A 23,558-nucleotide genomic window follows, 5' to 3' on the forward strand; every position below is an offset into this window, starting at 1 on the left:
TTACCCGATGCAATGAAGGATTCGGTACAGCAGTGGCTGCATTGTTCCTCCTGTTTCCTTTTTATATTTGATAAGGAACCGGAGTTGTTCAGATGCATACGGAGCTGTTATCAGAATCAAATCAGGGTGGAACCACGGGCATATATACTACAACGCTCGTCCCTTTACCGGGACGGGCGTTTTTTGTTGTTTTAATGAATTCAAAAAGTAACTTTCACAAGGAGGACATTTACCATGGCTATTGAAATTAAATTGCCCGACGGCTCGGTCCGTCAGTATGAAGAAGGAAACAATATCGGAGATGTCGCATCTTCTATCAGCAAAAGCCTGTTCAAAAACGCAGTAGCAGGCAAACTCGATGGTATTGTTGTAGACCTGAACACTCCACTGCATAACGGTGCATTGGTCGAGATTGTTACAGCTGACAGCGCAGACGGACTGGAAGTCATTCGTCATAGTACTGCGCATTTGACTGCACAGGCGGTTAAGCGTCTGTTTGGTGCCAAGGAAGTCAAGCTGGGTGTAGGTCCGGTTATCGAAGATGGCTTCTATTATGATATGGATCTGGAGCATCCGATCAATCCGGAAGATCTGCAAAAGATCGAAAAGGAAATGGAACGTATCGTTAACGAAAACCTGCCGATTACACGCCGCGAAGTAAGCCGCGCAGAAGCACTGAAAATCTTTGGCGAGTTGGAAGATCCATATAAAATTGAATTGATCGAAGCACTGCCGGAAGACAGCATCATTACCATCTATGATCAGGGTGAATTCTTCGATCTGTGCCGTGGTCCTCACGTACCGTCGACAGGTAAACTCAAAGTCTTCAAACTGCTGAGTGTAGCCGGTGCTTACTGGCGCGGCGACAGCAAAAACAAAATGCTGCAGCGTATCTACGGAACAGCATTTAACAAAAAGCCGGAACTGGAACAGCATCTTCATTTCCTGGAAGAGGCGAAAAAGCGTGATCACCGCAAGCTGGGTAAAGAGCTGGAAATGTTCACATTCTCTTCTCTGGTAGGACAGGGACTGCCAATCTGGCTGCCAAATGGTGCCAAGCTACGTCGTACACTGGAGCGCTATATCGTCGATCTGGAAGAAAAGCTGGGCTACAGCCACGTCTATACACCGGTATTGGGTAATGTCGAGCTATACAAAACATCCGGTCACTGGGAGCACTACCAGGAAGATATGTTCCCGGTTATGTCCATGGACAATGAAGAATTGGTACTGCGTCCGATGAACTGTCCGCACCATATGATGGTATACAAGAGCGATCTGCGCAGCTACCGCGATCTGCCGATCCGTATCGCCGAGCTGGGCATGATGCACCGTTATGAAATGTCCGGTGCACTGACAGGTCTGCATCGCGTACGTGCGATGACACTGAATGATGCGCATCTGTTCGTACGTCCGGATCAGATCAAAGACGAGTTTGCACGTGTTATCCAGCTGATCCAGCAGGTATACAAAGACTTTGGTATCGAAGAATACCGCTTCCGTCTGTCTTACCGCGATCCACAGGATACCGAGAAATATTTCCCGAATGACGAAATGTGGGAAATGTCCCAACGTATGCTGCGTGAAGTTGTAGAAGAACTAGATCTGCCATTCTTCGAAGCCGAAGGCGAAGCAGCATTCTATGGTCCGAAGCTGGATGTACAGATTCGTACAGCATTAGGTAAAGAAGAGACACTGTCTACTGTACAGCTGGACTTCCTGCTGCCAGAGCGCTTTGAGCTGGAATATATCGGTGATGATGGACAAAAACATCGTCCGGTCGTTATCCACCGCGGCGTAATCAGTACAATGGAGCGCTTTACTGCCTTCCTGCTGGAGAACTTTATCGGTGCATTGCCATTGTGGCTGTCCCCGGTACAGGCCAAAGTGATCCCGGTATCGACTGCTTTTGATGATTATGCACGTAAAGTTGAAGATCAGCTGCGTCTGAGCGGTGTTACCGTTGAATCCGATCTGCGCAACGAGAAGCTGGGTTACAAGATTCGCGAAGCCCAGCTGGAGAAAATCCCTTATATGTTCGTTATCGGTGAAAATGAGATGAACGCGAACAGTGTCTCGGTTCGCAAACGCGGTGAAGGCGATATCGGCACCATGCCATTGGAAGAAGCAGCCAAGCTGCTAAGCCAGCAAATTGCTGACCGCACTATTTTCTAATAAATACACAGTATGATTGTTTAGTAGTAGCTGTGTGCAGCAACTCAACAGCTGCTGTCACAGTCAATATATGATGTACTCAACCCCGATCCCTGTTATAGGAGATTGGGGTTTTTCTGTATTTTGCGTGTATTACCTGTACCCATGTAGATATACCATTCCTTTAGACATAGACATAGACATAGACATAGACATAGACATAGACATAGACATAGACATAGACAAGCAACAGCAACAGCAACAGCAACAGCAACAGCAACAGCAACAGCAACAGTCTTACTTGCGACTATAGGTTATTTTGAAGCTCCGGTTAGCGCCTCGGTCTCTAGACCGAGGACAGTTTCATCCTGATGCCGCTATGATGAAAGTAGATTAGACAGTACACTACCTATAAGAGCATAAAGGAAGCTGAAATAGAGGAAAGCGAGGAACGGATATGAACAGATATATGTTTCGCAAAACCTTCTGGGGATTGTCCCTGATCGGGGTTGGCATGGTATTCCTCCTCAACCGGATGAATATGATCGAGTGGGGAATCAGTGATGTACTGTTCCTGCTATGGCCATTGATTCTGCTGGAGATGGGTCTGAATGAACTTTTGTTCAAATGCAAAAAGGATATTGGCGGCTGGATTATGACCATTTTGGGCGGCTATTTTCTGGGACGCAATCTAGGATGGTTTGATTATTCTATCGGCGATATGATTCGTCTGCTGCTGCCGGTAATACTGGTAGTTGCCGGTGTGAACATATTGTTTGGCAAAAAGGAAAGACGCCGCCGGCGTCAGGGGATGGATCATACACCTGAAGCACCCGAGCCACCCACCTATGATGCTCCGCCGCCACCTCCTGTACCGTCTGCACTGGATGATCTGTTCAATGAAAAGCTTGGCCAACAGACACCACCGGAACCGAAGATAGGTCAGGAATTTGGGCAGCCATATCAAGAGCCGTCCGAACAGGCATACCGGAATGATCCGGCATTTCAGGAGAAAGAGCCCCATGCCCCACATACACCTCCACGTCATCCATATTATGACTATCCATCTTCAGGCAATTGGAAGCAGGATAAGCAGCAGTTCAAACGACAGCTCAAAGAGCATATCAGACAGCAAAAAAATGGAGGATGCCAAAATAAGCAGTGGCACCGGGAGCAGTGGAAGCAGTATTATAAGGGCAGAGGCTATGGCTCAGCATATCGTCATGCAGAGCAGCGCTCCGGATTTATCGGCGATGTGCATATCGGCAAAGAATATTTCGAGCTCAAACCGCTGAATATTTCCCACTTTATCGGGGATACGATGCTGGATCTGACGCGTGCGCAGATTTCCTATGGAATCACGCCAATTACAATCTCCGCTTTTATCGGCGATGTCAAAGTATTTATTCCAAGCGGTGTGGATGTAGCTTTCAAAGCAGAAGGCAATTCTTTTATCGGAGATATGAATATTCTCAGCGATACCAAAGAAGGATTCATGGGTCATATTAATAGTGAAACAGCGGATTTTGATTCGGTCGGTAAGCGCGTAGAGATTACAGTCAGCGTATTTATCGGAGATATTGCTATCAGTCGGGTGGGATGATAAACGATGGGCACAAAATGGTTTAAAAACCTGAAGTGGGAACTGATCGGATTTTTCGGAATGTTTGGGATCCTGATGACGAGTATGATTTATCTGACCCTTAATCAGGGTGCCAATATGCAGTATCCTTTTTACTATTTTGGCGGATTGATCGTTATCTCGCTGGTCGCCGGCTATGTGGCCGGTCAGCGGGTGCAGCGGCGTATTGATTATATGTACCTCAAAATGACCCAGGTCGCCAAAGGCAATTTCAATACCCGTATGGCGCCGACCGAAGATGAATCATTTAACCGGGTGCATCAGGAATTCAATGAAATGATGAGTACGGTTGAACGCAAAATGCATATTTTGCAGCAGCTGGGCGAGCAGGATGTTATGGAACGCACCCGTGAGACCGAGACAGCAGTACTGGAAGAAAGACGGCGGATGGCGCGTGACCTGCATGATTCGGTCAGCCAGCAGCTGTTTGCTATTCATATGTCCGCGTCTTCCCTGCCCAAAGTGCTGGAGCGCAATGAACAGCAGGCACGTGCTGTGATGGATCAGCTGATTCAGATGTCCCAGCTGGCACAAAAACAAATGCGTGCACTGATTACCCAACTGCGTCCAATGGAACTGGAAGGGCGTTCGCTGCCCGAAGCGCTGGACAGCTGGTTTCCCGATTACTGTCGTCATAACGGACTCAAGGGAATGCAGGATGTAGAGCTACATGGAGAATTGACTGAGGCCAAAGAGCGTCAGCTTTTTCTTATTATTCAGGAGGCGCTGGCCAATATAGTCAAACATGCGGATGCAACGATTGTCAGTCTGTCCCTGCAGGAAGAGCCTCATCATATTGCTCTTCATATCAGTGACGATGGCAAAGGATTCGATCTGGGTATTCACAAGCAGGGTTCTTACGGGCTAACGATTATGTCGGAGCGTGCCGAGAAGCTGGGCGGACAGGCCGAGGTGATCAGTACGCCTGGAGCAGGGACAACTATTCGTATCCATATTCCCAAGTTTGAACATAATTCAGGGGGAGTGAGCAAGCATGAACAAGATCAAAATATTGTTGGCTGACGATCATGATATGGTACGGATGGGTCTCAAAACATATCTGATGCTGGAAGAGCAATTTGAAGTGATCGCTGAAGCAGCGCATGGACAGCAAGTTATTGATTTGCTGGATCAAATGGATACGGATGATATGCCTGATCTGATCCTGATGGATATGATGATGCCGATCATGAATGGTGTAGAAGCGACGCGCTGCATCCTCAAAGACTATCCTCATCTCAAAATCGTGATTCTGACCAGCTTTTTGGAAGATGATATGGTCGTAGAGGCGATTGAAGCAGGAGCCGTCAGCTATATTCTGAAAACCGTTTCTGCCGAAGAACTGATCTATGCTCTTCAGGGAGCCAGCCGGGGAATGCCAGTGATGACAGGAGATATCTCTCAGGCACTTACCCGTGGTATCCGTCAGCGCAGTTCGGCGCAGGAGGAATCCTCCGATCTGACCGGCCGTGAACGGGAAGTACTTATGCTGATCGCAGAAGGACTCAGCAACAAGGAAATTGCAGAGGAATTACATATTAGTATCAAAACCGTCAAAACACATGTCAGCAATCTGCTGATGAAATGCGAACTGGAAGATCGTACCCAGCTGGCGATCTTTGCTCATCGCAAAGGCTGGGTTACTCAATATTGAGCTTGCGCCTGCATTATGGAGCATAAAGGCATCTGATGTAGCAAATCCATGATATCTTCTCTTTCCCATGAAATTTTAATTATTGACCTTGGATTTATTATCTTTTTAATTGTTTTTAATGTGCAATTAAGGTTAATAAGCGAATATAAGAATGTACCAAGCAAGACACACACACGGCATTCATATCATGGGAATTTGGGAGGTATCTTCATGGAAGACAAGAACAGAAATGAAATGAATAACGGCTCCGAGCTTAACGGCCAAAACCATAATACAACCAACTCCAACGAAGCGGGAACCGACAATGGACAATCACACTATTATTCCTACGGCCCTTTCCAATCGTTTAACAAAGACAAAGAACAACCGGCAGAAGTTCAACTGGATGCAGCCCCGGAAGCAAGAGATGTAGAGGTTACTCCTCCTCAGCCGGTACGGCCCGTCTACAGCTCCGCTCCGGGCAGCAATCCGGATCCACTCAATAATATCCACAATAACTATAATGGCAATGGCTACAACGGTAATGGCGGAGATGCCGGCAATCGCAAGCCAGCCCAATTTCAATACAGCAAACCTAAAAGTCCTGTTAAAACGGTAGTCGCTTCCGTACTGGCAGGGATGATCGTCATGACTGCAGGAATGTATGGAGCGGATCGTGCCAATCTGTTTACTCCGGATGCACCGGCAGCGAGCAGCAGCTCCACTACAACTACAGCAACTACCCCACCAAGCAGCGGTATTACACAGGCAGCTCTTCCGGCAGGTTCTGCCGATGTCGCCGACGTCGCCAAAAAAGCGAGCCCGGCTGTTGTCAAAATCGAGACCTACTCCAATTCACGCTCAAGCAGCAGTGGTAACGGCAGCAATCCGTACAGCGATCCTATGTTCCGTTTCTTCTTTGGTGACCAGGGTGACGGTCGCGGCGGTAATGGCGGCGGCTCCGGGGGCAGTGGAAACGGCGGCAGCGGCAACGGATCTTCCGGTTCGCTTACACCACTGGGTATTGGATCTGGCTTTATTTTCGACAAATCCGGTTATATCCTGACCAATGCTCACGTTGTTGGCGAAGCAGATGTCATCCAAGTCACGCTGGAAAATAACAAAACTCCTTATGAAGCCAAACTGATGGGTAAAAGTGATGATCTCGATCTGGCTGTGCTGAAAATCGAGCCAACCGAAGGCGAGACCGATTTCCCGTATATCTCTCTTGGCAATTCGGACGATATGACAATCGGCAGCTGGGTAGTAGCTATTGGTAACCCGCAAGGATTCGACCATACTGTTACTGCAGGTGTGCTGAGTGCAAGAGAACGTGAAATCACGGCATCGGATGCTTCCAATGGTCAGTCGACAAACTACCAGCATCTGCTGCAAACAGACGCGTCTATTAACCCTGGTAACTCCGGTGGACCACTGCTCAATATGAACGGTCAGGTGATCGGTATCAATACCGCGGTAAGTGAAGGCGCGCAGGGTATCGGTTTTGCGATTCCATCAAATGTAGTGTCTCAGGTTGTCGACAAACTGAAAAATGGCAAAGAAATTCCGGCTACCCCGGTTCCATTTATCGGTGCTTCGCTGATGACACTGACTCCGGAGATTTCCCAGCAGCTGGGTATCGATACAACCAGTGGTTCCGTGGTAACCGAAGTGCTGTACAGATCTCCTGCCTACCAGGCGGATCTGCGCTCTTATGATGTTATTACCGGCATCAATGGTACCAATTATTCCAACAGTCAGGATCTGATTGCAGCTATTCAGAAGCTGGCTGTAGGCGATACCGTGACATTGAATATTATTCGCGACGGTAAATCGTCCCAGGTTAAAGTGAAAATTGGCGACCGCAATAACTACGAGAATACCATGAACAATTCCGGCTCTGGCAGCGGACAATAAATAACTCCGCTGTGTTCATCAGACGGATACGGACGTAAAACTATATGATATGTTTGATATGATTCTTTACTCGGATCTATAACGATATCCGATAAATATAAATTGGAGGCGGAAGGGATATTCCTTTCCGCCTTTTGTGCGGCTATAGTGTATTTATCTATTCATTGATACAATAGAACTAACTATCTAATCACACAGGATATGCTGCTGCACTTCATAACCTGTCCGAAGGAGAACAAGCCATGAGACCGACTATTCTAATTATTGACGACGACGAGAAAATTATTTCCATGCTCCGCCGGGGCCTGGCTTTTGAAGGCTATGAAGTACTGACGGCATCCAATGGTGCCGAGGGATTAAATAAAATGCTGGAAAATGATCCGGCACTGATGGTACTGGACGTGATGATGCCGCAAGTAGATGGATTCGAAGTATGCCGCCGTGTCCGGGAAGCCGGCAGTTCGGTGCCTATTCTAATGCTGACAGCCAAGGATGAAGTAGAGAATCGGGTCAAAGGTCTGGATGCCGGAGCCGATGATTATCTGGTCAAACCATTTGCGCTGGAAGAATTGCTCGCACGGGTACGCGCACTGCTGCGCCGCAAACCAGATACCAATAATTCCGGCAACAGCCGTTTGACGTACGAAGATCTGAGTCTTGATCCGGATGCACGCGAAGTGATGCGTGATGGGCAGCGGCTGGAACTGACTGCCAAGGAGTTTGAACTGCTGCATCTGTTTATGCAGAATCCGAAGCGTGTATTATCGCGTGATCTGATTATGGATAAAATATGGGGCTATGACTACAGCGGCGAGTCCAATGTGCTGGAAGTCTATATTGCCATGCTGCGCCAGAAAACGGAAGAGTACGGCGGCAAGCGTCTGATTCAGACCATTCGGGGTGCCGGTTATATTCTGAGAAGCAACAGCTGAAGAAAGGACTAACAGTATGTCAATACGCTTACGACTGACAGTATGGTACTCCGGCATATTAGCGGTGACATTGATGCTGTTCAGTGTTGCTATATATACTTTTGTTTATTTCAATACGTATCAGGAACTGCGCAACCGACTAAATGATCAGATCAGCCGTATCCAGGTAGCGGTCAGTATGCCGGATAGTGAAGGGCATGTAGATATGGCGCCTTCACGAAAGGATTATAATCGTCTGCTGGAGTCCGGTTTCCGGATTAAACTCGGAAATTATACAGACAGCAGCAAGGATATTTCCTATAACGGTGGATTTCTGGAGATACCAGCGGCCAACAAGATTCCGGATGATCTGAGACAGATTGATTATAATGGACGCTCCTATCTGGTCGCCTATGCCGGTATACCCGGTGCTGTCGGTGATGACGGCAGTGCCCAGCTGCTGGGTGTGCTTATTATCGCTGCCGATATGACAGATGCCCATCAGCTATTTGATGATTTGCGCGTCACACTCATTGTCGGCTCTCTCGCGACGCTGTTTATAGCTTTTACACTGGGTCTGTTCCTGGCGCGCAAATCGATGGCACCGATTGGCAAAGTAATCAAAGCTGCCAATCAGATTCAAAATGGCAGGGATCTGAGCGTTCGCATCGATTATGATGGTCCCAATGACGAGATCGGCCAGCTGATCAGTACAGTCAATGGCATGCTTAGCCGGACAGAAACCTTTTACCGGGATCTGGCAGAAGCCTACACGGCGCAGCGCAGATTCGTATCGGACGCCTCCCATGAGCTGCGTACACCACTGACTACGATTCGTGGCAACGTGGATTTATTGCAAAAAGCATGGAATAAAAAGCCGCATGAAGCCCCTCATCTGGATGAAGAGAGCCTCAAGCAGCTGTCGATGGAAGCGATCAATGATATTGCGGATGAATCCAAGCGGATGAGCCGGCTGATCAATGATATGCTGTCGCTTGCCCGGGCCGATGCCGGACAGACGATCGTCAAGGAAAGCCTGCCTGCAGCTGAACTCGTAGAAGAAGTAGTGCGGCGTGCACAGTTTATTCCTCACCGGGCGGACTGGCAGCCTGCCGATACATCCAGTCTGCAGGAATATTTTATTTATGGTAACAAAGATTATTTGCAGCAGATGCTGTTTATCTTTATTGAAAATGCGTTTAAATACACACCTGAAGGCATCGTGTCCCTGGATACTGTGTTATACGAAGATCAGATTGGTATTCGGATTACCGACTCTGGCATCGGAATGGATCAGGAAGAAGTGCCGCATATTTTTGAACGGTTCTACCGGGCAGATGAATCGCGTGGTGTTACACCGGGAACCGGACTGGGATTATCGATCGCCAAGTGGATTATTGATGAGCATGAAGGTTCTGTCGAAGTCATTACAGCCAAAGGCAAAGGAACTACATTTGTAATCTGGCTCCCGCTTGCTGCTGTTCCTGTAGAATCACAGAGCGCTGCTTCTGTGCCAAAGCCGGAAGAAGCAATGGAAATTCCGGAAATGATCAAGGAAGAAAAGAAACCATTTATCAAGGACTTTAGACGCAAACCATCCAAATCGGATAAAACCGACAAATCGGAAAAGCTGGACTAAACGTTGGGCCCGGTCACAGGGAAGGGGCTTTTACCAAGCGCTTTGCCTTTCCTGTAGACCTTGTTATGAGGTATAATGGTAGTATTGCTTCGCTTAAGCAAACCCCAGAAAGCAGGTGTTAAGCCCATATGGAAATTGTGAAAATTGCGCCACGCGGATACTGTTACGGTGTCGTTGACGCTATGGTGATTGCACAGCAGGCTGCGCAGAATCTTGATCTGCCGCGACCGATTTATATACTGGGCATGATTGTACACAACAGTCATGTGACCAAAGCATTTGAAGACCAGGGTATTATTACACTGGATGGACCGAATCGTGTAGACATTCTGGAGCAGGTGGAGAGCGGTACCGTTATATTTACTGCTCATGGTGTATCTCCGGAAGTACGCCGTCTGGCACGCGAGAAAGGCTTGACGACAGTCGATGCGACCTGTCCGGACGTTACGCGTACCCATGACCTGATTCGTGACAAAACAGCTGAAGGCTATCAGGTGATCTATATCGGCAAAAAAGGCCATCCCGAGCCGGAAGGTGCGATTGGTGTAGCACCCGATCATGTATTCCTGATCGAAAAGGAAGAAGAAATCGAACAGCTGAATATTTCCGGTGAGCGTATTTTGATTACCAATCAGACTACGATGAGTCAGTGGGATATTCGTATTATTATGAAGAAACTGCTGGAGAAATTCCCGGGAGCCGAAGTGCATAACGAGATTTGTCTCGCTACCCAGGTTCGCCAGGAAGCAGTAGCCGAGCAAGCTGGACAAGCAGAGCTGGTTATTGTAGTCGGCGACCCGCGCAGCAATAACTCCAACCGTCTGGCTCAGGTGTCGGAGCAGATTGCGGGTGTAACAGCATACCGGATCTCCGATATTACCGAACTAAATCTGGAATGGCTCAAAGGCAAATCCCGTGTAGCGGTAACAGCCGGAGCATCCACACCGACGCCGATTACCAAAGAAGTCATCAGCTATCTTGAACAGTATGATAACAATGATCCATCGACCTGGGAGATTACACGTACAGTGAATCCGAATCGTCTGCTTCCACCAGTTCGTGAGAAAAAAGGCAGAACGACTAATCAACCTGTTCGTCATTCCTGATCTATTTGTAATTTGGTTCATCAAATTGTAAAAAAGAAGTGTCTGTTCTGCAAAAGAACAGGCACTTTTCTTTCATTTAAAGCTGCATTATGTTTAGATAATACGTATAAGTTTTTGCATTATATAACAAGACGCTTACACTGGGTAGAAGGATTTAACGGCTTGACATCAGATACCGTTTCTTGTATATTTACTTTAGTGATTAAAAGCTAAAAAGCTTAAAAGCGAACAAGTGTTAAAGTTAGATAATTATCCAATAAGGCTTGCATAAACAGCAAAGCAAAGACTGCACAATGCGGCCGATTATGTATCCAATCATGATACGCAAACAATACTTTTATGTATCACTTATTGGGATAATTATATTCATTTTCAGAAGGATCATTATTCCTTTAATTTAGATCATTCAGGTCATGACGGATCTCATAATGTCCGGCTGACTGGTATACCGGCTCAGGCTATCCGGCCATCATTTATTTCAAACGAGAAAGGAAGAATAAATATGATTACTATCGTATCCAAACAGGCTGCACGCGAGCAGCTCAATCACATTGTTGAAGTTATCGAGCAGGAGGGGGTACAGGCACATATTGCCCATGCGCCGGATCATACGGTCGTTGGCATGATCGGCAGCATCAAGCCGGCTCTGGTAGAACGTCTGCAGCAGCTGCCAGGTGTAGAAAAAGTAGAAAAAGTGTCCAAATCCTACAAACTGGCCAGCCGCGAATTCCATCCGGAAAACACAGTGATTCAGATCGGTGATGTCAAAATTGGCGGCGGAGAGCTGGTCGTAATGGGCGGTCCGTGTGCCGTGGAATCGGCAGAACAAATCGACGAAATCGCGCGGCTTGTCAAAGCAGCAGGCGGTCAGGTACTACGCGGCGGAGCATTCAAGCCACGTACCGGTCCATACAGCTTCCAGGGAGTTGGTGTCGAAGGATTGATCATGATGGCTGAAGCAGGCAAAAAGCATGGACTGCTCACCATTACAGAAGTCATGACACCGGAATACGTGGATATTTGTGCCGAATACGCAGATATTCTGCAGGTAGGCACACGCAATATGCAGAATTTTGATCTGCTGCGCAAACTGGGAGAAGTACGTAAACCGGTGTTGCTCAAACGTGGATTTAGCGCTACCTATGACGAATTGCTGAATGCAGCCGAATACATTCTTGCCGGCGGCAATCCGGACGTTATGCTGTGCGAGCGTGGCATACGCACGTTTGAGTCCTACACCCGCAATACGCTGGATCTGTCGGCTATTCCTGTGCTGCAGCATCTCAGTCATCTGCCTGTTATTTCCGATCCAAGCCATGGCACAGGACGGCGCGAGCTGGTCGAGCCAATGACCCGTGCTTCGGTAGCTGCCGGCGCAGACGGACTGATTATCGAAATGCATACCGACCCGGATAATTCGATGACCGGAGACGGTGTACAGTCCCTGTTCCCGGATCAGTTTGCCCGTCTGCTGCGCGAGCTGGAGCAGCTGTCTCCGATTATCGGCAAAAGCTTCGCCACGCCAAAAGCACCTGCAGAATCATTTATTCCACAGCTGCAGCAGTAATCAGTGTTTACATGGATTTGAGCTGAGTATATGATTTATTGAATTATTGTTTGGAAAGACCGGTATCTGCCAAAGAGCCGGTCTTTTTGTCATGCCCAGATTAGAAATACAGGCTAAAATCAGACAGAAATTTGCTGATTAAATTTATATTTTAAGCCAGTCTACAGAGCGATATATTGCCTATGCAGCCTGAATACGGAACGGGAGTTGACAAAAAAATATTCAAAAGCGGCACTTGTAGTTTCGATGCAGATGGAGTATGATGCGATTTAAACATTGATTCGACGCGTTAAAGCATGGTGGTAACAATGTATTTCTGAAGCAGAATTGACGAGCCGATTTCTTTTTTGGTAAGCTGTAATGTGTAAGCATATCTTACATTCCGATCAGAAATATATAACATGGCTATTGACGATGTCAGGTTTTAAGTTTTATAATGACGAAAGAAAAAAAACGAGAAAATGAACATTGTACATCAGAAAAAGTTGTAATGTTCGGAAATTTGGGGAGGAAAGTACAAATGCCGGTAGAAAATGTATTGAAACTCGCACAAGAAAACAATATTGAGTGGTTCGATTTCCGTTTTGTGGATTTGTCAGGTCGTGCACACCATATCTCTTTGCCAGCTACTGAAGTGGATGAGGATACGTTTGTAAATGGTGTAGCTTTTGATGGTTCTTCCATTCCGGGTTTCCGTGGAATCGAGGAATCGGATATGGTAATGATGCCAGATCCCGAGTCCGTATTCGTTGATCCGTTTACCGCTCACCCAACACTGAACGTTATGTGCAACATCTACACACCGGACGGAGAGCGCTATGAGCGTGACCCTCGCGGTATTGCCGAGAAAGCAGAAGAATATCTGCAATCCAGCGGTGTAGGTACGGCGGCGTTCTTTGCCCCTGAATCCGAATTTTTCATCTTTGACGATGTTCGTTATCATAGCGGAATGAATGAATCCACATACTCTGTGGACTCCAACGAAGCTTTCTGGAACAGCAACCGTGCTGAAGAAGGCGGCAATATGGGCTTCAAAATCCGTAAAAAAGGCGGATATGTACCGGTAGCTCCTGTAGATTCCCAGCAGGATATCCGCAGCGAAATGTGTCGCCTGCTTGAAGAAGCCGGCCTCAAAATCGAGCGTCATCACCACGAAGTAGCAACTGCCGGTCAGGCAGAAATCAACTTCCGTTTTGATACGCTGCGCTGCACAGCAGACAACCTGCTGAAATACAAATACATCGTGCACAACACTGCAAACCAATACGGCAAAACAGCAACATTCATGCCAAAACCGCTGTTTGGCGACAATGGTAGCGGAATGCACGTTCACCAATCGATCTTCGATGGTGACACACCGCTGTTCTACGAAAAAGGTGCCTATGCCAACCTAAGTGAAATGGCAATGCACTACCTGGGCGGTATTCTGTACCATGCTCCAGCGCTGATCGCTCTGACCAACCCGAGCACGAACTCTTTCAAACGTCTGGTTCCTGGTTACGAAGCACCGGTTAACCTGGTATTCTCCAAAGGTAACCGTTCTGCAGCAGTTCGTATTCCTATCGCATCCGTGACACCAAAAGGCTGTCGTATCGAGTTCCGTACACCGGACTCTACAGCTAACCCTTATCTGGCATTCTCCGCAATGCTGATGGCTGGTCTGGATGGAATCAAAAAGAAAATGGACCCTCGTGAACTGGGCTATGGACCTTTTGACAAAAACATCTATGAACTGTCTGACGAAGACAAAGCAGGCATCCGCAGTGTACCGGCTTCCCTCGAAGAAGCACTGGACGAGCTGGAGAAAAATCACGAATTCCTGACAGAAGGCGGCGTATTCTCCAAAGACTTTATCGCCAACTATATTGCATTCAAACGTGCTGAAGCCAAAGATGTAGCTATTCGCGTACATCCGCACGAGTTCAGCCTGTACTACGACTGCTAATCCGCTGTCTACCAGCGAAGCAGATCAATCCTGTAATCCCAAGATCCTCCGGAACTGCAACTCCGGAGGATTTTTTAAATGAAATTAATGGTGCTGATATAAAATAAAGACAACTGTCGACTAGATACCATAGTGACAAAAAGCACTTGCCCGTCCCGGCAATTGCTGATATCATATCGATAATTATCACAAACCTGACATCATCGAATTAACGGATTAAAGGTATACGCTGAATTGAAAGGGTGGAGAAAGAGATGACCAAGAGAGCTTATAATTTTAATGCCGGCCCGGCAGCATTGCCGCTGGAAGTGCTGGAGCGTGCCCAGAAGGAATTTGTAGACTATCAGGGTAACGGAATGTCTATTATGGAGATGTCGCACCGTGGTGCCGTCTACGAAGCTGTACATAATGAAGCACAGCAGCGTCTGTTATCCCTGTTGGGTAATCCGGAAGGATATAAGGTTCTGTTCCTGCAGGGTGGAGCAAGTACACAATTTGCTATGCTGCCCCTCAACCTGCTGGGTGAAGGCCAGGTAGCCAGTTATGTAGCGACTGGCAGCTGGGCAGATAAAGCGATCAGTGAAGCCAAGCTGATTGGTGAGGCGCACGTAGCAGCTTCCTCCGAAGCGCAGGACTTCATGCAGATTCCTGCGCTGGAAGATATCCAGATCCCTGACAATGCAGCATACCTGCACGTGACTTCCAACGAGACGATTGGTGGTATCCAGTACAAAGAATTCCCAGATACCGGTAATGTTCCACTCATTGTAGATATGTCTAGTGATATTCTGAGCCGTCCGCTGGATATGAGCCAGTTTGGCATGATCTATGCCGGCGCACAGAAAAATCTGGGTCCATCCGGAGTAACAGTAGTCGTAGCGCGTGAAGAGCTTCTTGCCAATTCGCCAAAAAGTATTCCGACCATTATGCGCTACAGCACCTATCTGAAAAATAATTCCCTCTATAATACACCGCCTTCATTTGCTATCTATATGGTGAATGAAGTGCTCAAATGGATCGAAGAGCAGGGTGGGCTCGAAGGTGTAGCCCGTAATAACGAACGCAAAGCTGCTTTGATCTATGATGCAATTGATCAAAGCGGAGGCTTCTATAAAGGTGCTGCCGAAGTATCCAGCCGCTCCAATATGAATATCACATTCCGATTGTCTTCCGAAGAACTGGACAAAGCATTTGCTAAAGCTTCCGAGCAGGCTGGATTTGTCGGTCTCAAAGGCCATCGAAGTGTTGGAGGATTGCGTGCATCCATTTATAATGCGGTTCCTTATGAGAGCTGTGAAGCACTGGTCGAATTTATGAAGGATTTCCAGGCGAAAAATAGCTAAACAGAGCAACTTTCACTGCTATATTTGCGTAAATAAGTAAAGCCTTCCCGCAAGGGAAGGCTTTTTTAAAAAAAATTCAACTATTTTTTGTCAAAAGCTGTCGCAATTTACCGAGATAGGTTATAATCAAAAAGTACTATAAAAAAGGTGGATACAGAACTATGGCACTACACATCGTATTGGTGGAACCAGAGATACCAGCTAACACCGGAAATATTGCCAGAACATGCGCAGCTACAGGAATTTACCTGCATCTTGTACGTCCTTTAGGCTTCAGAACAGACGATGCTACTCTAAAAAGAGCAGGACTCGATTACTGGCATGCTGTCAATATTGAGTATCATGACTCATTCGAAGAAGTACAAAAGTCCTATAAAGAACATCGCTTTTTCTATGCAACTACAAAAGCTAAAAACAGATATTCTGATTTTAAGTTTCAAGATGGTGACTTTTTCGTGTTTGGCAAAGAAACCAAGGGTTTACCGCCCGAGCTGATTGCAGCTAATCCCGAGACTGCCATGAAAATGCCGATGACTGATAATGTACGCTCGCTCAATCTTTCTAATTCAGCAGCTATTATCGTGTATGAGGCGCTTCGTCAACTGGATTTCCCAGGGATGAAATAATCAGAGCTTCCCGATGAGAAAAGCATGGTTTCTAAAAGAAGTAATAGAAATTAGTAAAAGTTAGCAGGATTCGAGAAGTAAGCAGAGAATATATAGAAAAGCAAAATTAAGTGAATATATAGCTGATATTCCAAATTTTGTACTTCTTTTATTTTCTCTTACTTCCACAACCAGCATTAGTGATAATGCCACAGAATGAATAACAGAGAGGTGTATATTAGTATGAAACCGGCAGGCGTTGTACGTAAAGTAGATCAATTGGGAAGAATCGTATTACCAAAATCGTTGCGCAAAAGATATCAAATGAATGAAGGAGATCCTGTAGAAATTCTCGTTCAGGGTGACCATATCATTTTGGAGAGATACCGTCCGAAATGTGTATTCTGTGGTTCGATGGAAGAAGTTAGTGAGTTCAAGGAACGTTATATCTGTGCACAATGCGTAACAGAAATGAATTTGATTCCCAAAAATGCCTAATTCATTTAATGAGTAACATTTATTGTCAGAATAGATGGTAAGGAGATCATGCTGCATCAGGCTGACAATAGATAAATAATTATAAGCATAATAGCAAAGCCCCTGCTTCCTCGATCTACTGGTACGGAACCGGTAGAGAGGAGGCAGGGGCTTTAGTATTTCTGTATTATTTAAAAAATAAAAAGTTGGTAGCTACCGGACGCAGATTGCCATCGGAAGGCCGGTTTACTACTCTTCCATTCAGGATCAGTGAAGTAGAGCCACCGCCATCCAGATTGTAGGCGTCGATCACGCCCATTTTGTACATTTTGTCCTGAAGCTCCTGCAGTGTAGCACCAGAGCTGCCATTTTCATTATAACCATCCGCAGTCATAATAATAATCTGATCATCCTTGTACTTGCCAATTACTGTACGCGGTGCGCGCAGCGGTGTTTTTTGCCATTTGGCCGGAATAGGGGTCTTTTTGCCGTTCTGAATCAGCACAGGCACAAAGGAAGCGCCAAAAGAAGGACGAAGTGCATCCAGCTTGGCCTGACTCGTAAATTTGCCTCCGATCAGTTTGCCCGAACGATTCAAGCCTACAAAGAAAAGATCCTTGAAGGTAGCTTCAAAGCCGTTCAGATACTGGCCATTCAAAACGGTCGTACTAAGCGGATAACGCTTGCCGCCTGCATCTGCAAATCCACCGGCGTTAATCCCGGCGATAGCTCCATATCGCTGTACAGCAGTCAGCGTAGTCTCTGCGCCGCCATAAGCATCTTTGCCAAGCGTCATTTTCATGGCATGCGGGTCTTTGAGCTTGATTTTCATAGCATAGGCTTTGTAGGTTCCGGGATTTAATCGATACAGTTCGATATGAATCTTGTCACTGTTGACCCGTTCACTGGCGGCCCCCAGTTTGGAGGTGATGCGCCGATTATAGATTTGCTCCGGTCTGGCCGCCTGAATAGAGGCGGCTTTTACGATCGAAGACATGGCTGTGGTGGTCTTGTTATACAGCCGGGTGGTCTTCTCGATCGAAGCGGATGTCTGAACAGCAATAGTTTCCGCCTTATCCAGTGTATGCAGGATCTCGCCGGATTGGGCATCCAGACTGGCAGAGGGTGTATATGCCTGCAGATGGAGTGGTACGGTCATTGATTTGGATTGCAGCAGCATCACTAGCAGCAGTCCGATAAAAGGAGCAGTCGCCAGCATAAAAAAGCGATTTATTCTTTTGACATTCCGGTTCATTTGAGCAGCTCCATTTTCTTTTGCAGAGTATTCAGCTGCTTTTGCACTTCGTTTAACTGGGTGTATAATTTATTGCTGTTGTCTGTTTTGCTGCTGGCATTATCCTTGGTAAAGGTCAGCAGCTCGTTAAAGGACTCTACTTTGCTCTGCAATGCGTTCATATCTTTGGACATATCCTGGAACCGGGCGTCATAATCCTGGTGCAGGGCAGCGATCTGACGCTGTGTATCTGCCTGGATTGCTGTGATCATCTGCTGCTTCATATGATTGCTGTATAGGTAAGCTACGGTAGCACCGAGCGCGATAATCAAAATCCAGAAGATCAAAAACCATTTCGCAGAAGACGGTTTGGGAGGCTGAAAGCGTGATCGTACACGCGGATTGTTCTCTGCGTTGGACTCCATTCAGAATCACCTCGATAATACGTTTATTTGTTGAACAGACTACATTCTAACATGTACATTCCGACCCGTCTAATTTGTAAAAGAACAGATTATTCTGCGCTTTCGTAGAACATATCGGCGGTACGGACTGCTTTTTTATAGCTGCAAGGAAAATAAAAAAAGTCGACCCAACTTGGACATTTCTGCTGCCAGGTATGCGCATACATGCAAAGCATATTCCGAAATAAATGCAAAATATGGCATAAAAAATTATCGGTTGTTCGCCGATATGTAACTATACGGTAATAAAAGAAACAAGCATGATGAACAGGAAGGAAGTGTCCAAGTGGAGAGTATTTGGAAGGTTATCATTATCGATAATCATCCAGCATTGATGCTGGGTACCAAACTAATACTGGAAGAAACGGCTGATCTGAGTGTCGTGGCAACTGCCAGTTCCGTCAAGGAAGGGGTTCAGCTCGCCGCACGTATCAAGCCGGATCTGATCCTGCTCGATGACTCGCTGCCCGAGGGCAATGCCGAACATTATTTGCGTCAGGTGAAACGCAGCAGTACAGAAAGTCATGTCATTGTACTGACAGGCGATAATAATTTATCCTTATTTGCCGGCCTGATGAGCATGGGAGCGAGCGGTGTGTTATCCAAGGAATCTTCGCCTGCCCAGCTGCTGCATCTTATTAATGGTCTGAGACAGGGACTGACCGTTATTCCATTGTCATGGCTGCATCAAGGTGTTGTACCGGTGCCTGCCGAAATTCCGACAGACGGTTATTTTGAGTTGTCCCAAATTGAGCACACCATCATGATTCAAATTACACAGGGGTTTACATACGACAAGATCGCTGATGTGATCCGTGTAAGCCGGCGTTCTGTCGACAATTATTTGCGTAAAATCTATGACAAGCTCGGCGTAAGCAGCCGTGCACAGGCAATTGAGAAATATACACTATACTCGCATACCGCTTCCTTCAAAGGAGCACTGGAGTCTCATCCAAGCATTGCAGCCGTTGAATCGGCTGTAACGATCGAACCGGTGATCAAAGTAGAACGCTCCGCTCCCGTAAAAAAGGTTGCCCTGGATTGAAGTTCGGGTGTATGATCTTGAAAAAGCATCGTACAGGAGGCTGGAACGGTGAAATTCTTATTTGCATCAAGGGTCAGCAATATGCCTGCATTCTCGGTTCGTTCGGAGGATCGTCGGCAGCGTCGTGAATCGTGGATTTCACTGGCGGAAGAACTGCCGGCCGAAGAGCTGTTTCCGCTCTCTCAGCTGGGAGAAGCTGCCGGAACGGTATTTTCTGCCGGTCCGCGTGTACTGCAATATGGAGAGGTAGCCGGGTCGCTGGCGCTGCGTGAGTGGCTTCATACCCGTTGGAAGCAGGATCAGCGATTATCGGTAGACCCTGCCAATATTCTGTTAACATCAGGCAGTCAGCAGACGATCGATCTGCTGGTACGCATCTATGTGAATAGTGGAGAGACTGTACTGGTAGAATCTCCAGCGCCGCCCGGCTGTCTGCAGGTACTTCATTTGCAGGGAGCGCGGGTTATTCATGTTGCCTGCGATGAGCAGGGCATGATCCCCGAAAGTCTCGACGAAATGATTCGTCTTCATCGTCCCAAGCTGCTGTTTGTTTCTCCCAATTTCGGGAATCCGACAGGGAGGGTATGGAGTCTGGAGCGCAGACAGGCTGTACTGGAACTATGTATGCAGCATGAGCTGTTGATCGCCGAAGATGACGCCTATGGTGATCTGCATTTCGGATCGGAACCGGTCAGTTCTTTTCGCCAGCGTTATCCGACCTTGTTCAAGCTGGATCGGGATCAGGGCGGCAATCATGTGCTGTATATCGGTTCATTCAGCAAAACAATTGTGCCGGCACTGCGAATCGGCTGGGCAGCTGGCGATGATCGTCTGATCCAGGTGATGTCTGCCGCCAAGCAGACGGCGGATTGGCAGTCCAGCACCATGAACCAGGCGATTCTGCTGCGTCTGCTGCAGTCCCAGCGGTTTGACTGGGGGAGCCATATCACCATGCTTAACCGTGAATATGATATCCGGCTCAAGCTGATGCTGGAGCTGCTCAAACGTCCCAACTGGCGAGGAACCGAAGTAGAGATTCCTATTGGCGGAATGTTCCTATGGGCTCAACTGCCGGATCAGCTGGATGGTGAAGCGCTGCTGAGCAGAGCACTGGAAAAAGGAGTATCGTTTTTGCCGGGGGCACGTTGTTATGCCAGCGGGGAAGGCAGCAGTGCGATCCGGCTGAACTTTACCCATCCTGGCCGTGATGAACTGCTGCTGGGGATGAATCTGATTTCCGAAGTGATTGCAGAGATGCGGCAGGAAAACAGCTAGATTAACAAGATAAGTCGACGCTCGGTAAAGCAAGGATAGGGTCTGATTGCAGAATATAGCGGCTATTCCTCTGTATATTCCGGCAGGTCTGCAAGTGATGCCAAGTTAGGCGGCTGGAGTACATGGGCATAATCGTGCAGAGCCTGTCTGCCTGCAGCAGTCAAATGATAGCGTCCGCGGGAGACGCGTTCGAACCACCGATAATGATTATCCTGCAAAATAGCTGCTGCTGTACCGATGCCGGTAGCGTCACGCAGCTGACGCGGTGACAACGTCTCTTCGTCGCCAAAGGCATTCGCAATGCGCAGTGCCTTTTCGCGGTAGGCGGTAATAAGAGGCACTCCCGTACTGCCGCCCAGATTGTAATCGCCGCTGCGCCCGGCCAGTTCCTTGAGCAGCCGTTCTTTTTTTCGGCTGTTTTTGCGAGGTGTGCGTGCAGGAGTAGCCGAATGGGCAGGCTCACACAGTATTTCAATAAATGGAGCTTTTGTTTTGTATAGCGTCACTGTCAGCAGGCCAAGGCCCAGACGGCGGCAAAGATCGGTTAGATCGCCCCAGCGCTGATTGTGTGCTCCTTTTTTGGCACGATTGCGCTCAACAGCTACATATACATTACTGCTCAATTTGAGACGTTCAACTCCCTGCAAAAGCAGCGGCAGATTGAACGTTTTTTTGATTTCGATAATCAGGGGCTCGGTATCGCCTTCGCGTAGACCGACCAGATCGCAGTGTCGGACTTCACTTTTGATATCATATCCCTGTCGGGCAAAAAAGTCTTTGATCGGTAAATATAATTCAGTCTCGTTCTTTACAGCCATGGTTCCAGTTCTCCTTCAATTATGCTGCTGAAAGTATATCATATTCGGACAGCTCTAAACTAAGATGGTTCCTTATCCGATGTAAATTACATGTTATCTGTTAGTAAATAGAAGATTAAACAATATTTATAGCAGAATCACTATATACCGCACAGGGGGATCAGTAATGATACAGGTTTCATCTCAGCGCCGGCGGCAGCTCGAATATATCCGTTTAACGGATAAGGACGTGCAGCTGCTGGCTTCATATCGCACAATTTTTGAAAAAGTGGTTGATGAAGTAGTCGACTATTTTTATGATCATATCGATAAGTATCCGGATCTGAAGCGTGTTATCCAGGGCAATGGATCATCGGTGCATCGTCTCAAGCAGACGCAGCGCGATTATTGGCTTTCGCTTGCCGGAGGCGTGATTAATGAGGAGTTTATTGAGCATCGTCTCAAAATCGGCAAAATTCATTCCCGGATCGGATTGAATCTGGATTATTATCTGGGTACGTACATGACTTACACCGATATCGCTGCACGGGTATTGGAACGGGAACTGCCGGATCAGTGGATGCCTGTACTGAACGCACTGACACGCATGTTCAATCTGGATTCCCAGCTGGTGCTGGAAGCCTACGGAGAACAGGAGCAGGAGCAGATTCGGGAAATGGCAGATCAGAAGCAGCATATGCTGTCATCGGTGACCGAAGTGGTCGACCGGATGAGCAGCATGATTGTACGGCTGAACGAGAATGCACGTGACATTTCCGATTCGGCAGGGCATATCGCCGCCTCCCAGGAATTATCCCTGCAGGAAATGAACAGTCTGGGCCATGAAGTCAAGCAGATCAGCACGGTAGGCTCCATTATGCGCGAGCTGTCGGATCAGACGCATCTGCTCGGTCTCAATGCTTCTATTGAAGCTGCCCATGCCGGGGAGTATGGACGTGGATTCAGTATTGTCGCTCAGGAGGTGCGCAAGCTGGCAGGTTCTTCCCAAAATGCATTGAAAGATATTAACGGTACGCTGCAAGTCATTATGTCGCGTCTGAATCAGGTCGAAGAAAGCTTCAAGCATAATGTGGAATTGTCGCGCCAGCAGGCTGGCAGTTCGCAGGAACTGGCTACTTTTGCCCAGATGATTGAACAGGTAGCACGCGAGCTGGAGGAACTTCAGCAGGCCGAATATAGCAGCTGATTGAGCTGTGAATCAGACAGAAATAAAAGGCAAAAAAAAGTTTGAGAAAAAAACAGAAGTTCTTTGACTTTTTGAGGTATGAGTGTATAATAGGAAGAGCGTGATTAATTTTATGAACGAAGGTGATTACTCATGAAAAAAGAAGGACATCCTAAATTCCAACAGGCTATTTTCTTGGATCCAAGCTGCGGATATAAGTTCCTGAGTGGAACAACTAAAACTTCCGGCGAAACAATGGAATGGGAAGACGGCAACACTTATCAAGTAATTCGTGTTGATACTAGCTCTGCTTCTCATCCGTTCTACACTGGTAAACAAAGAAACGCAGACGTTGGTGGCCGCGTAGACAAGTTCAACAAAAAATACGGCTTGAAAAACTAAGACGTATCTATTGTGAGCTTATCTTCACAACCATTTGCGTTGTGAACCGTCATAAAAAGCGTACCGAGTGCATAATCATTATGCATACCGGTACGCTTTTTTTGTGCTTTTAAGCAAATTCGTAAACCGGATGTACATAATCGTCTGCGTATGATTAAAACGAATACTGGTATGTGATGGAAAAGTTTATACTGCGTTTACATTAACCACACACTA

At 47.1% G+C, this 23,558-nt stretch carries 20 protein-coding genes; 17 read left to right on the plus strand and 3 right to left on the minus strand.

What is annotated here, in order from left to right; genetic code table 11:
* Positions 1 to 234: 234 nt before the first annotated feature.
* From thrS to AR543_RS09515, 13 genes are all read left to right on the plus strand, one after another.
* Positions 235 to 2,175 carry a threonine--tRNA ligase gene (gene thrS, locus AR543_RS09455; protein ID WP_060533818.1) on the plus strand — a complete coding sequence of 647 codons (1,941 nt, stop codon included), beginning with the start codon at positions 235 to 237 and terminating at the stop codon, positions 2,173 to 2,175.
* Between the two features lie 436 nt (positions 2,176 to 2,611).
* Positions 2,612 to 3,757, plus strand: coding sequence for a cell wall-active antibiotics response protein LiaF (liaF, locus tag AR543_RS09460; RefSeq protein ID WP_060533820.1), 1,146 nt, complete (start codon positions 2,612 to 2,614; stop codon positions 3,755 to 3,757).
* Positions 3,758 to 3,763: 6 nt separating this feature from the next.
* Complete coding sequence (locus AR543_RS09465; RefSeq protein WP_060533822.1) at positions 3,764 to 4,819, plus strand: sensor histidine kinase; 1,056 nt, start codon at positions 3,764 to 3,766, stop codon at positions 4,817 to 4,819.
* A complete protein-coding gene (locus tag AR543_RS09470; RefSeq protein ID WP_060533824.1) occupies positions 4,791 to 5,450 on the plus strand; it encodes a response regulator in 660 nt (219 codons plus the stop codon). The genes AR543_RS09465 and AR543_RS09470 overlap by 29 nt, the downstream gene beginning before the upstream one ends.
* A 210-nt stretch (positions 5,451 to 5,660) precedes the next feature.
* Positions 5,661 to 7,346 (plus strand): S1C family serine protease, encoded by a 1,686-nt coding sequence (locus AR543_RS09475; protein WP_060533825.1) that lies wholly within the window; start codon positions 5,661 to 5,663, stop codon positions 7,344 to 7,346.
* Between the two features lie 242 nt (positions 7,347 to 7,588).
* The gene (locus AR543_RS09480; RefSeq protein WP_060533827.1) at positions 7,589 to 8,278 is read left to right on the plus strand and encodes a response regulator transcription factor; all 690 of its coding nucleotides are present in this window, start codon (positions 7,589 to 7,591) and stop codon (positions 8,276 to 8,278) included.
* A 16-nt stretch (positions 8,279 to 8,294) separates the two neighbouring features.
* Positions 8,295 to 9,896 (plus strand): sensor histidine kinase, encoded by a 1,602-nt coding sequence (locus AR543_RS09485; protein WP_227871867.1) that lies wholly within the window; start codon positions 8,295 to 8,297, stop codon positions 9,894 to 9,896.
* A 128-nt stretch (positions 9,897 to 10,024) separates the two neighbouring features.
* On the plus strand, positions 10,025 to 11,002 hold the full coding sequence (locus tag AR543_RS09490) for a 4-hydroxy-3-methylbut-2-enyl diphosphate reductase (protein ID WP_060533832.1): 978 nt from the start codon (positions 10,025 to 10,027) through the stop codon (positions 11,000 to 11,002).
* Positions 11,003 to 11,504: 502 nt separating this feature from the next.
* Positions 11,505 to 12,569: a 3-deoxy-7-phosphoheptulonate synthase gene (gene aroF, locus AR543_RS09495; RefSeq protein ID WP_060533834.1), complete on the plus strand. Its 1,065-nt coding sequence runs from the start codon at positions 11,505 to 11,507 to the stop codon at positions 12,567 to 12,569.
* A 520-nt stretch (positions 12,570 to 13,089) separates the two neighbouring features.
* Positions 13,090 to 14,514 carry a type I glutamate--ammonia ligase gene (glnA, locus tag AR543_RS09500; protein WP_060533836.1) on the plus strand — a complete coding sequence of 475 codons (1,425 nt, stop codon included), beginning with the start codon at positions 13,090 to 13,092 and terminating at the stop codon, positions 14,512 to 14,514.
* Between the two features lie 254 nt (positions 14,515 to 14,768).
* Positions 14,769 to 15,857, plus strand: coding sequence for a 3-phosphoserine/phosphohydroxythreonine transaminase (serC, locus tag AR543_RS09505; protein ID WP_060533837.1), 1,089 nt, complete (start codon positions 14,769 to 14,771; stop codon positions 15,855 to 15,857).
* 161 nt (positions 15,858 to 16,018) lie between these two features.
* Entirely contained in the window at positions 16,019 to 16,483 is a 465-nt protein-coding gene (trmL, locus tag AR543_RS09510; protein ID WP_060533839.1) for a tRNA (uridine(34)/cytosine(34)/5-carboxymethylaminomethyluridine(34)-2'-O)-methyltransferase TrmL, read from the plus strand.
* Between the two features lie 222 nt (positions 16,484 to 16,705).
* Entirely contained in the window at positions 16,706 to 16,960 is a 255-nt protein-coding gene (locus tag AR543_RS09515; RefSeq protein WP_046215508.1) for an AbrB/MazE/SpoVT family DNA-binding domain-containing protein, read from the plus strand.
* 166 nt (positions 16,961 to 17,126) lie between these two features.
* Here AR543_RS09515 and AR543_RS09520 read toward each other — a convergent pair whose 3' ends face one another.
* Positions 17,127 to 18,194: a phosphodiester glycosidase family protein gene (locus AR543_RS09520; protein WP_060533841.1), complete on the minus strand. Its 1,068-nt coding sequence runs from the start codon at positions 18,192 to 18,194 to the stop codon at positions 17,127 to 17,129.
* Positions 18,191 to 18,598 (minus strand): hypothetical protein, encoded by a 408-nt coding sequence (locus AR543_RS09525; protein WP_060533843.1) that lies wholly within the window; start codon positions 18,596 to 18,598, stop codon positions 18,191 to 18,193. The genes AR543_RS09520 and AR543_RS09525 overlap by 4 nt, the downstream gene beginning before the upstream one ends.
* A 325-nt stretch (positions 18,599 to 18,923) precedes the next feature.
* On the opposite strand from AR543_RS09525, the gene AR543_RS09530 reads away from it, so the two are divergent.
* Both AR543_RS09530 and AR543_RS09535 read left to right on the plus strand, forming a co-directional pair.
* Positions 18,924 to 19,682, plus strand: a complete 759-nt coding sequence (locus AR543_RS09530) for a response regulator transcription factor (RefSeq protein WP_060533845.1) — start codon at positions 18,924 to 18,926, stop codon at positions 19,680 to 19,682.
* A gap of 48 nt (positions 19,683 to 19,730) precedes the next feature.
* Entirely contained in the window at positions 19,731 to 20,957 is a 1,227-nt protein-coding gene (locus AR543_RS09535; protein ID WP_060533847.1) for an aminotransferase-like domain-containing protein, read from the plus strand.
* Between the two features lie 62 nt (positions 20,958 to 21,019).
* Here the strand turns inward: AR543_RS09535 and AR543_RS09540 are convergent, their stop codons facing one another.
* Positions 21,020 to 21,775: a DUF2161 family putative PD-(D/E)XK-type phosphodiesterase gene (locus tag AR543_RS09540; RefSeq protein ID WP_060533849.1), complete on the minus strand. Its 756-nt coding sequence runs from the start codon at positions 21,773 to 21,775 to the stop codon at positions 21,020 to 21,022.
* 166 nt (positions 21,776 to 21,941) lie between these two features.
* Here AR543_RS09540 and AR543_RS09545 point away from each other — a divergent pair, with 166 nt between their 5' ends.
* Together AR543_RS09545 and AR543_RS09550 are read left to right on the plus strand one after the other, a co-directional pair.
* Entirely contained in the window at positions 21,942 to 22,961 is a 1,020-nt protein-coding gene (locus AR543_RS09545) for a globin-coupled sensor protein (RefSeq protein WP_060533851.1), read from the plus strand.
* Between the two features lie 132 nt (positions 22,962 to 23,093).
* Positions 23,094 to 23,342, plus strand: coding sequence for a type B 50S ribosomal protein L31 (locus AR543_RS09550; RefSeq protein ID WP_017811312.1), 249 nt, complete (start codon positions 23,094 to 23,096; stop codon positions 23,340 to 23,342).
* Positions 23,343 to 23,558 lie beyond the last annotated feature (216 nt).

The sequence above is a fragment of the Paenibacillus bovis genome (genome assembly GCF_001421015.2).
Taxonomy (GTDB): Bacteria; Bacillota; Bacilli; order Paenibacillales; family Paenibacillaceae; genus Saccharibacillus; species Saccharibacillus bovis.

Bases quoted from the DNA above. Each gene is read 5' to 3' on its own strand.
- thrS (WP_060533818.1), top strand. From the start codon at position 235: ATGGCTATTGAAATTAAATTGCCCGACGGCTCGGTCCGTCAGTATGAA.
- liaF (WP_060533820.1), top strand. From the start codon at position 2,612: ATGAACAGATATATGTTTCGCAAAACCTTCTGGGGATTGTCCCTGATC.
- AR543_RS09465 (WP_060533822.1), top strand. From the start codon at position 3,764: ATGGGCACAAAATGGTTTAAAAACCTGAAGTGGGAACTGATCGGATTT.
- AR543_RS09470 (WP_060533824.1), top strand. From the start codon at position 4,791: ATGAACAAGATCAAAATATTGTTGGCTGACGATCATGATATGGTACGG.
- AR543_RS09475 (WP_060533825.1), top strand. From the start codon at position 5,661: ATGGAAGACAAGAACAGAAATGAAATGAATAACGGCTCCGAGCTTAAC.
- AR543_RS09480 (WP_060533827.1), top strand. From the start codon at position 7,589: ATGAGACCGACTATTCTAATTATTGACGACGACGAGAAAATTATTTCC.
- AR543_RS09485 (WP_227871867.1), top strand. From the start codon at position 8,295: ATGTCAATACGCTTACGACTGACAGTATGGTACTCCGGCATATTAGCG.
- AR543_RS09490 (WP_060533832.1), top strand. From the start codon at position 10,025: ATGGAAATTGTGAAAATTGCGCCACGCGGATACTGTTACGGTGTCGTT.
- aroF (WP_060533834.1), top strand. From the start codon at position 11,505: ATGATTACTATCGTATCCAAACAGGCTGCACGCGAGCAGCTCAATCAC.
- glnA (WP_060533836.1), top strand. From the start codon at position 13,090: ATGCCGGTAGAAAATGTATTGAAACTCGCACAAGAAAACAATATTGAG.
- serC (WP_060533837.1), top strand. From the start codon at position 14,769: ATGACCAAGAGAGCTTATAATTTTAATGCCGGCCCGGCAGCATTGCCG.
- trmL (WP_060533839.1), top strand. From the start codon at position 16,019: ATGGCACTACACATCGTATTGGTGGAACCAGAGATACCAGCTAACACC.
- AR543_RS09515 (WP_046215508.1), top strand. From the start codon at position 16,706: ATGAAACCGGCAGGCGTTGTACGTAAAGTAGATCAATTGGGAAGAATC.
- AR543_RS09520 (WP_060533841.1), bottom strand. From the start codon at position 18,194: ATGAACCGGAATGTCAAAAGAATAAATCGCTTTTTTATGCTGGCGACT.
- AR543_RS09525 (WP_060533843.1), bottom strand. From the start codon at position 18,598: ATGGAGTCCAACGCAGAGAACAATCCGCGTGTACGATCACGCTTTCAG.
- AR543_RS09540 (WP_060533849.1), bottom strand. From the start codon at position 21,775: ATGGCTGTAAAGAACGAGACTGAATTATATTTACCGATCAAAGACTTT.
- AR543_RS09545 (WP_060533851.1), top strand. From the start codon at position 21,942: ATGATACAGGTTTCATCTCAGCGCCGGCGGCAGCTCGAATATATCCGT.
- AR543_RS09550 (WP_017811312.1), top strand. From the start codon at position 23,094: ATGAAAAAAGAAGGACATCCTAAATTCCAACAGGCTATTTTCTTGGAT.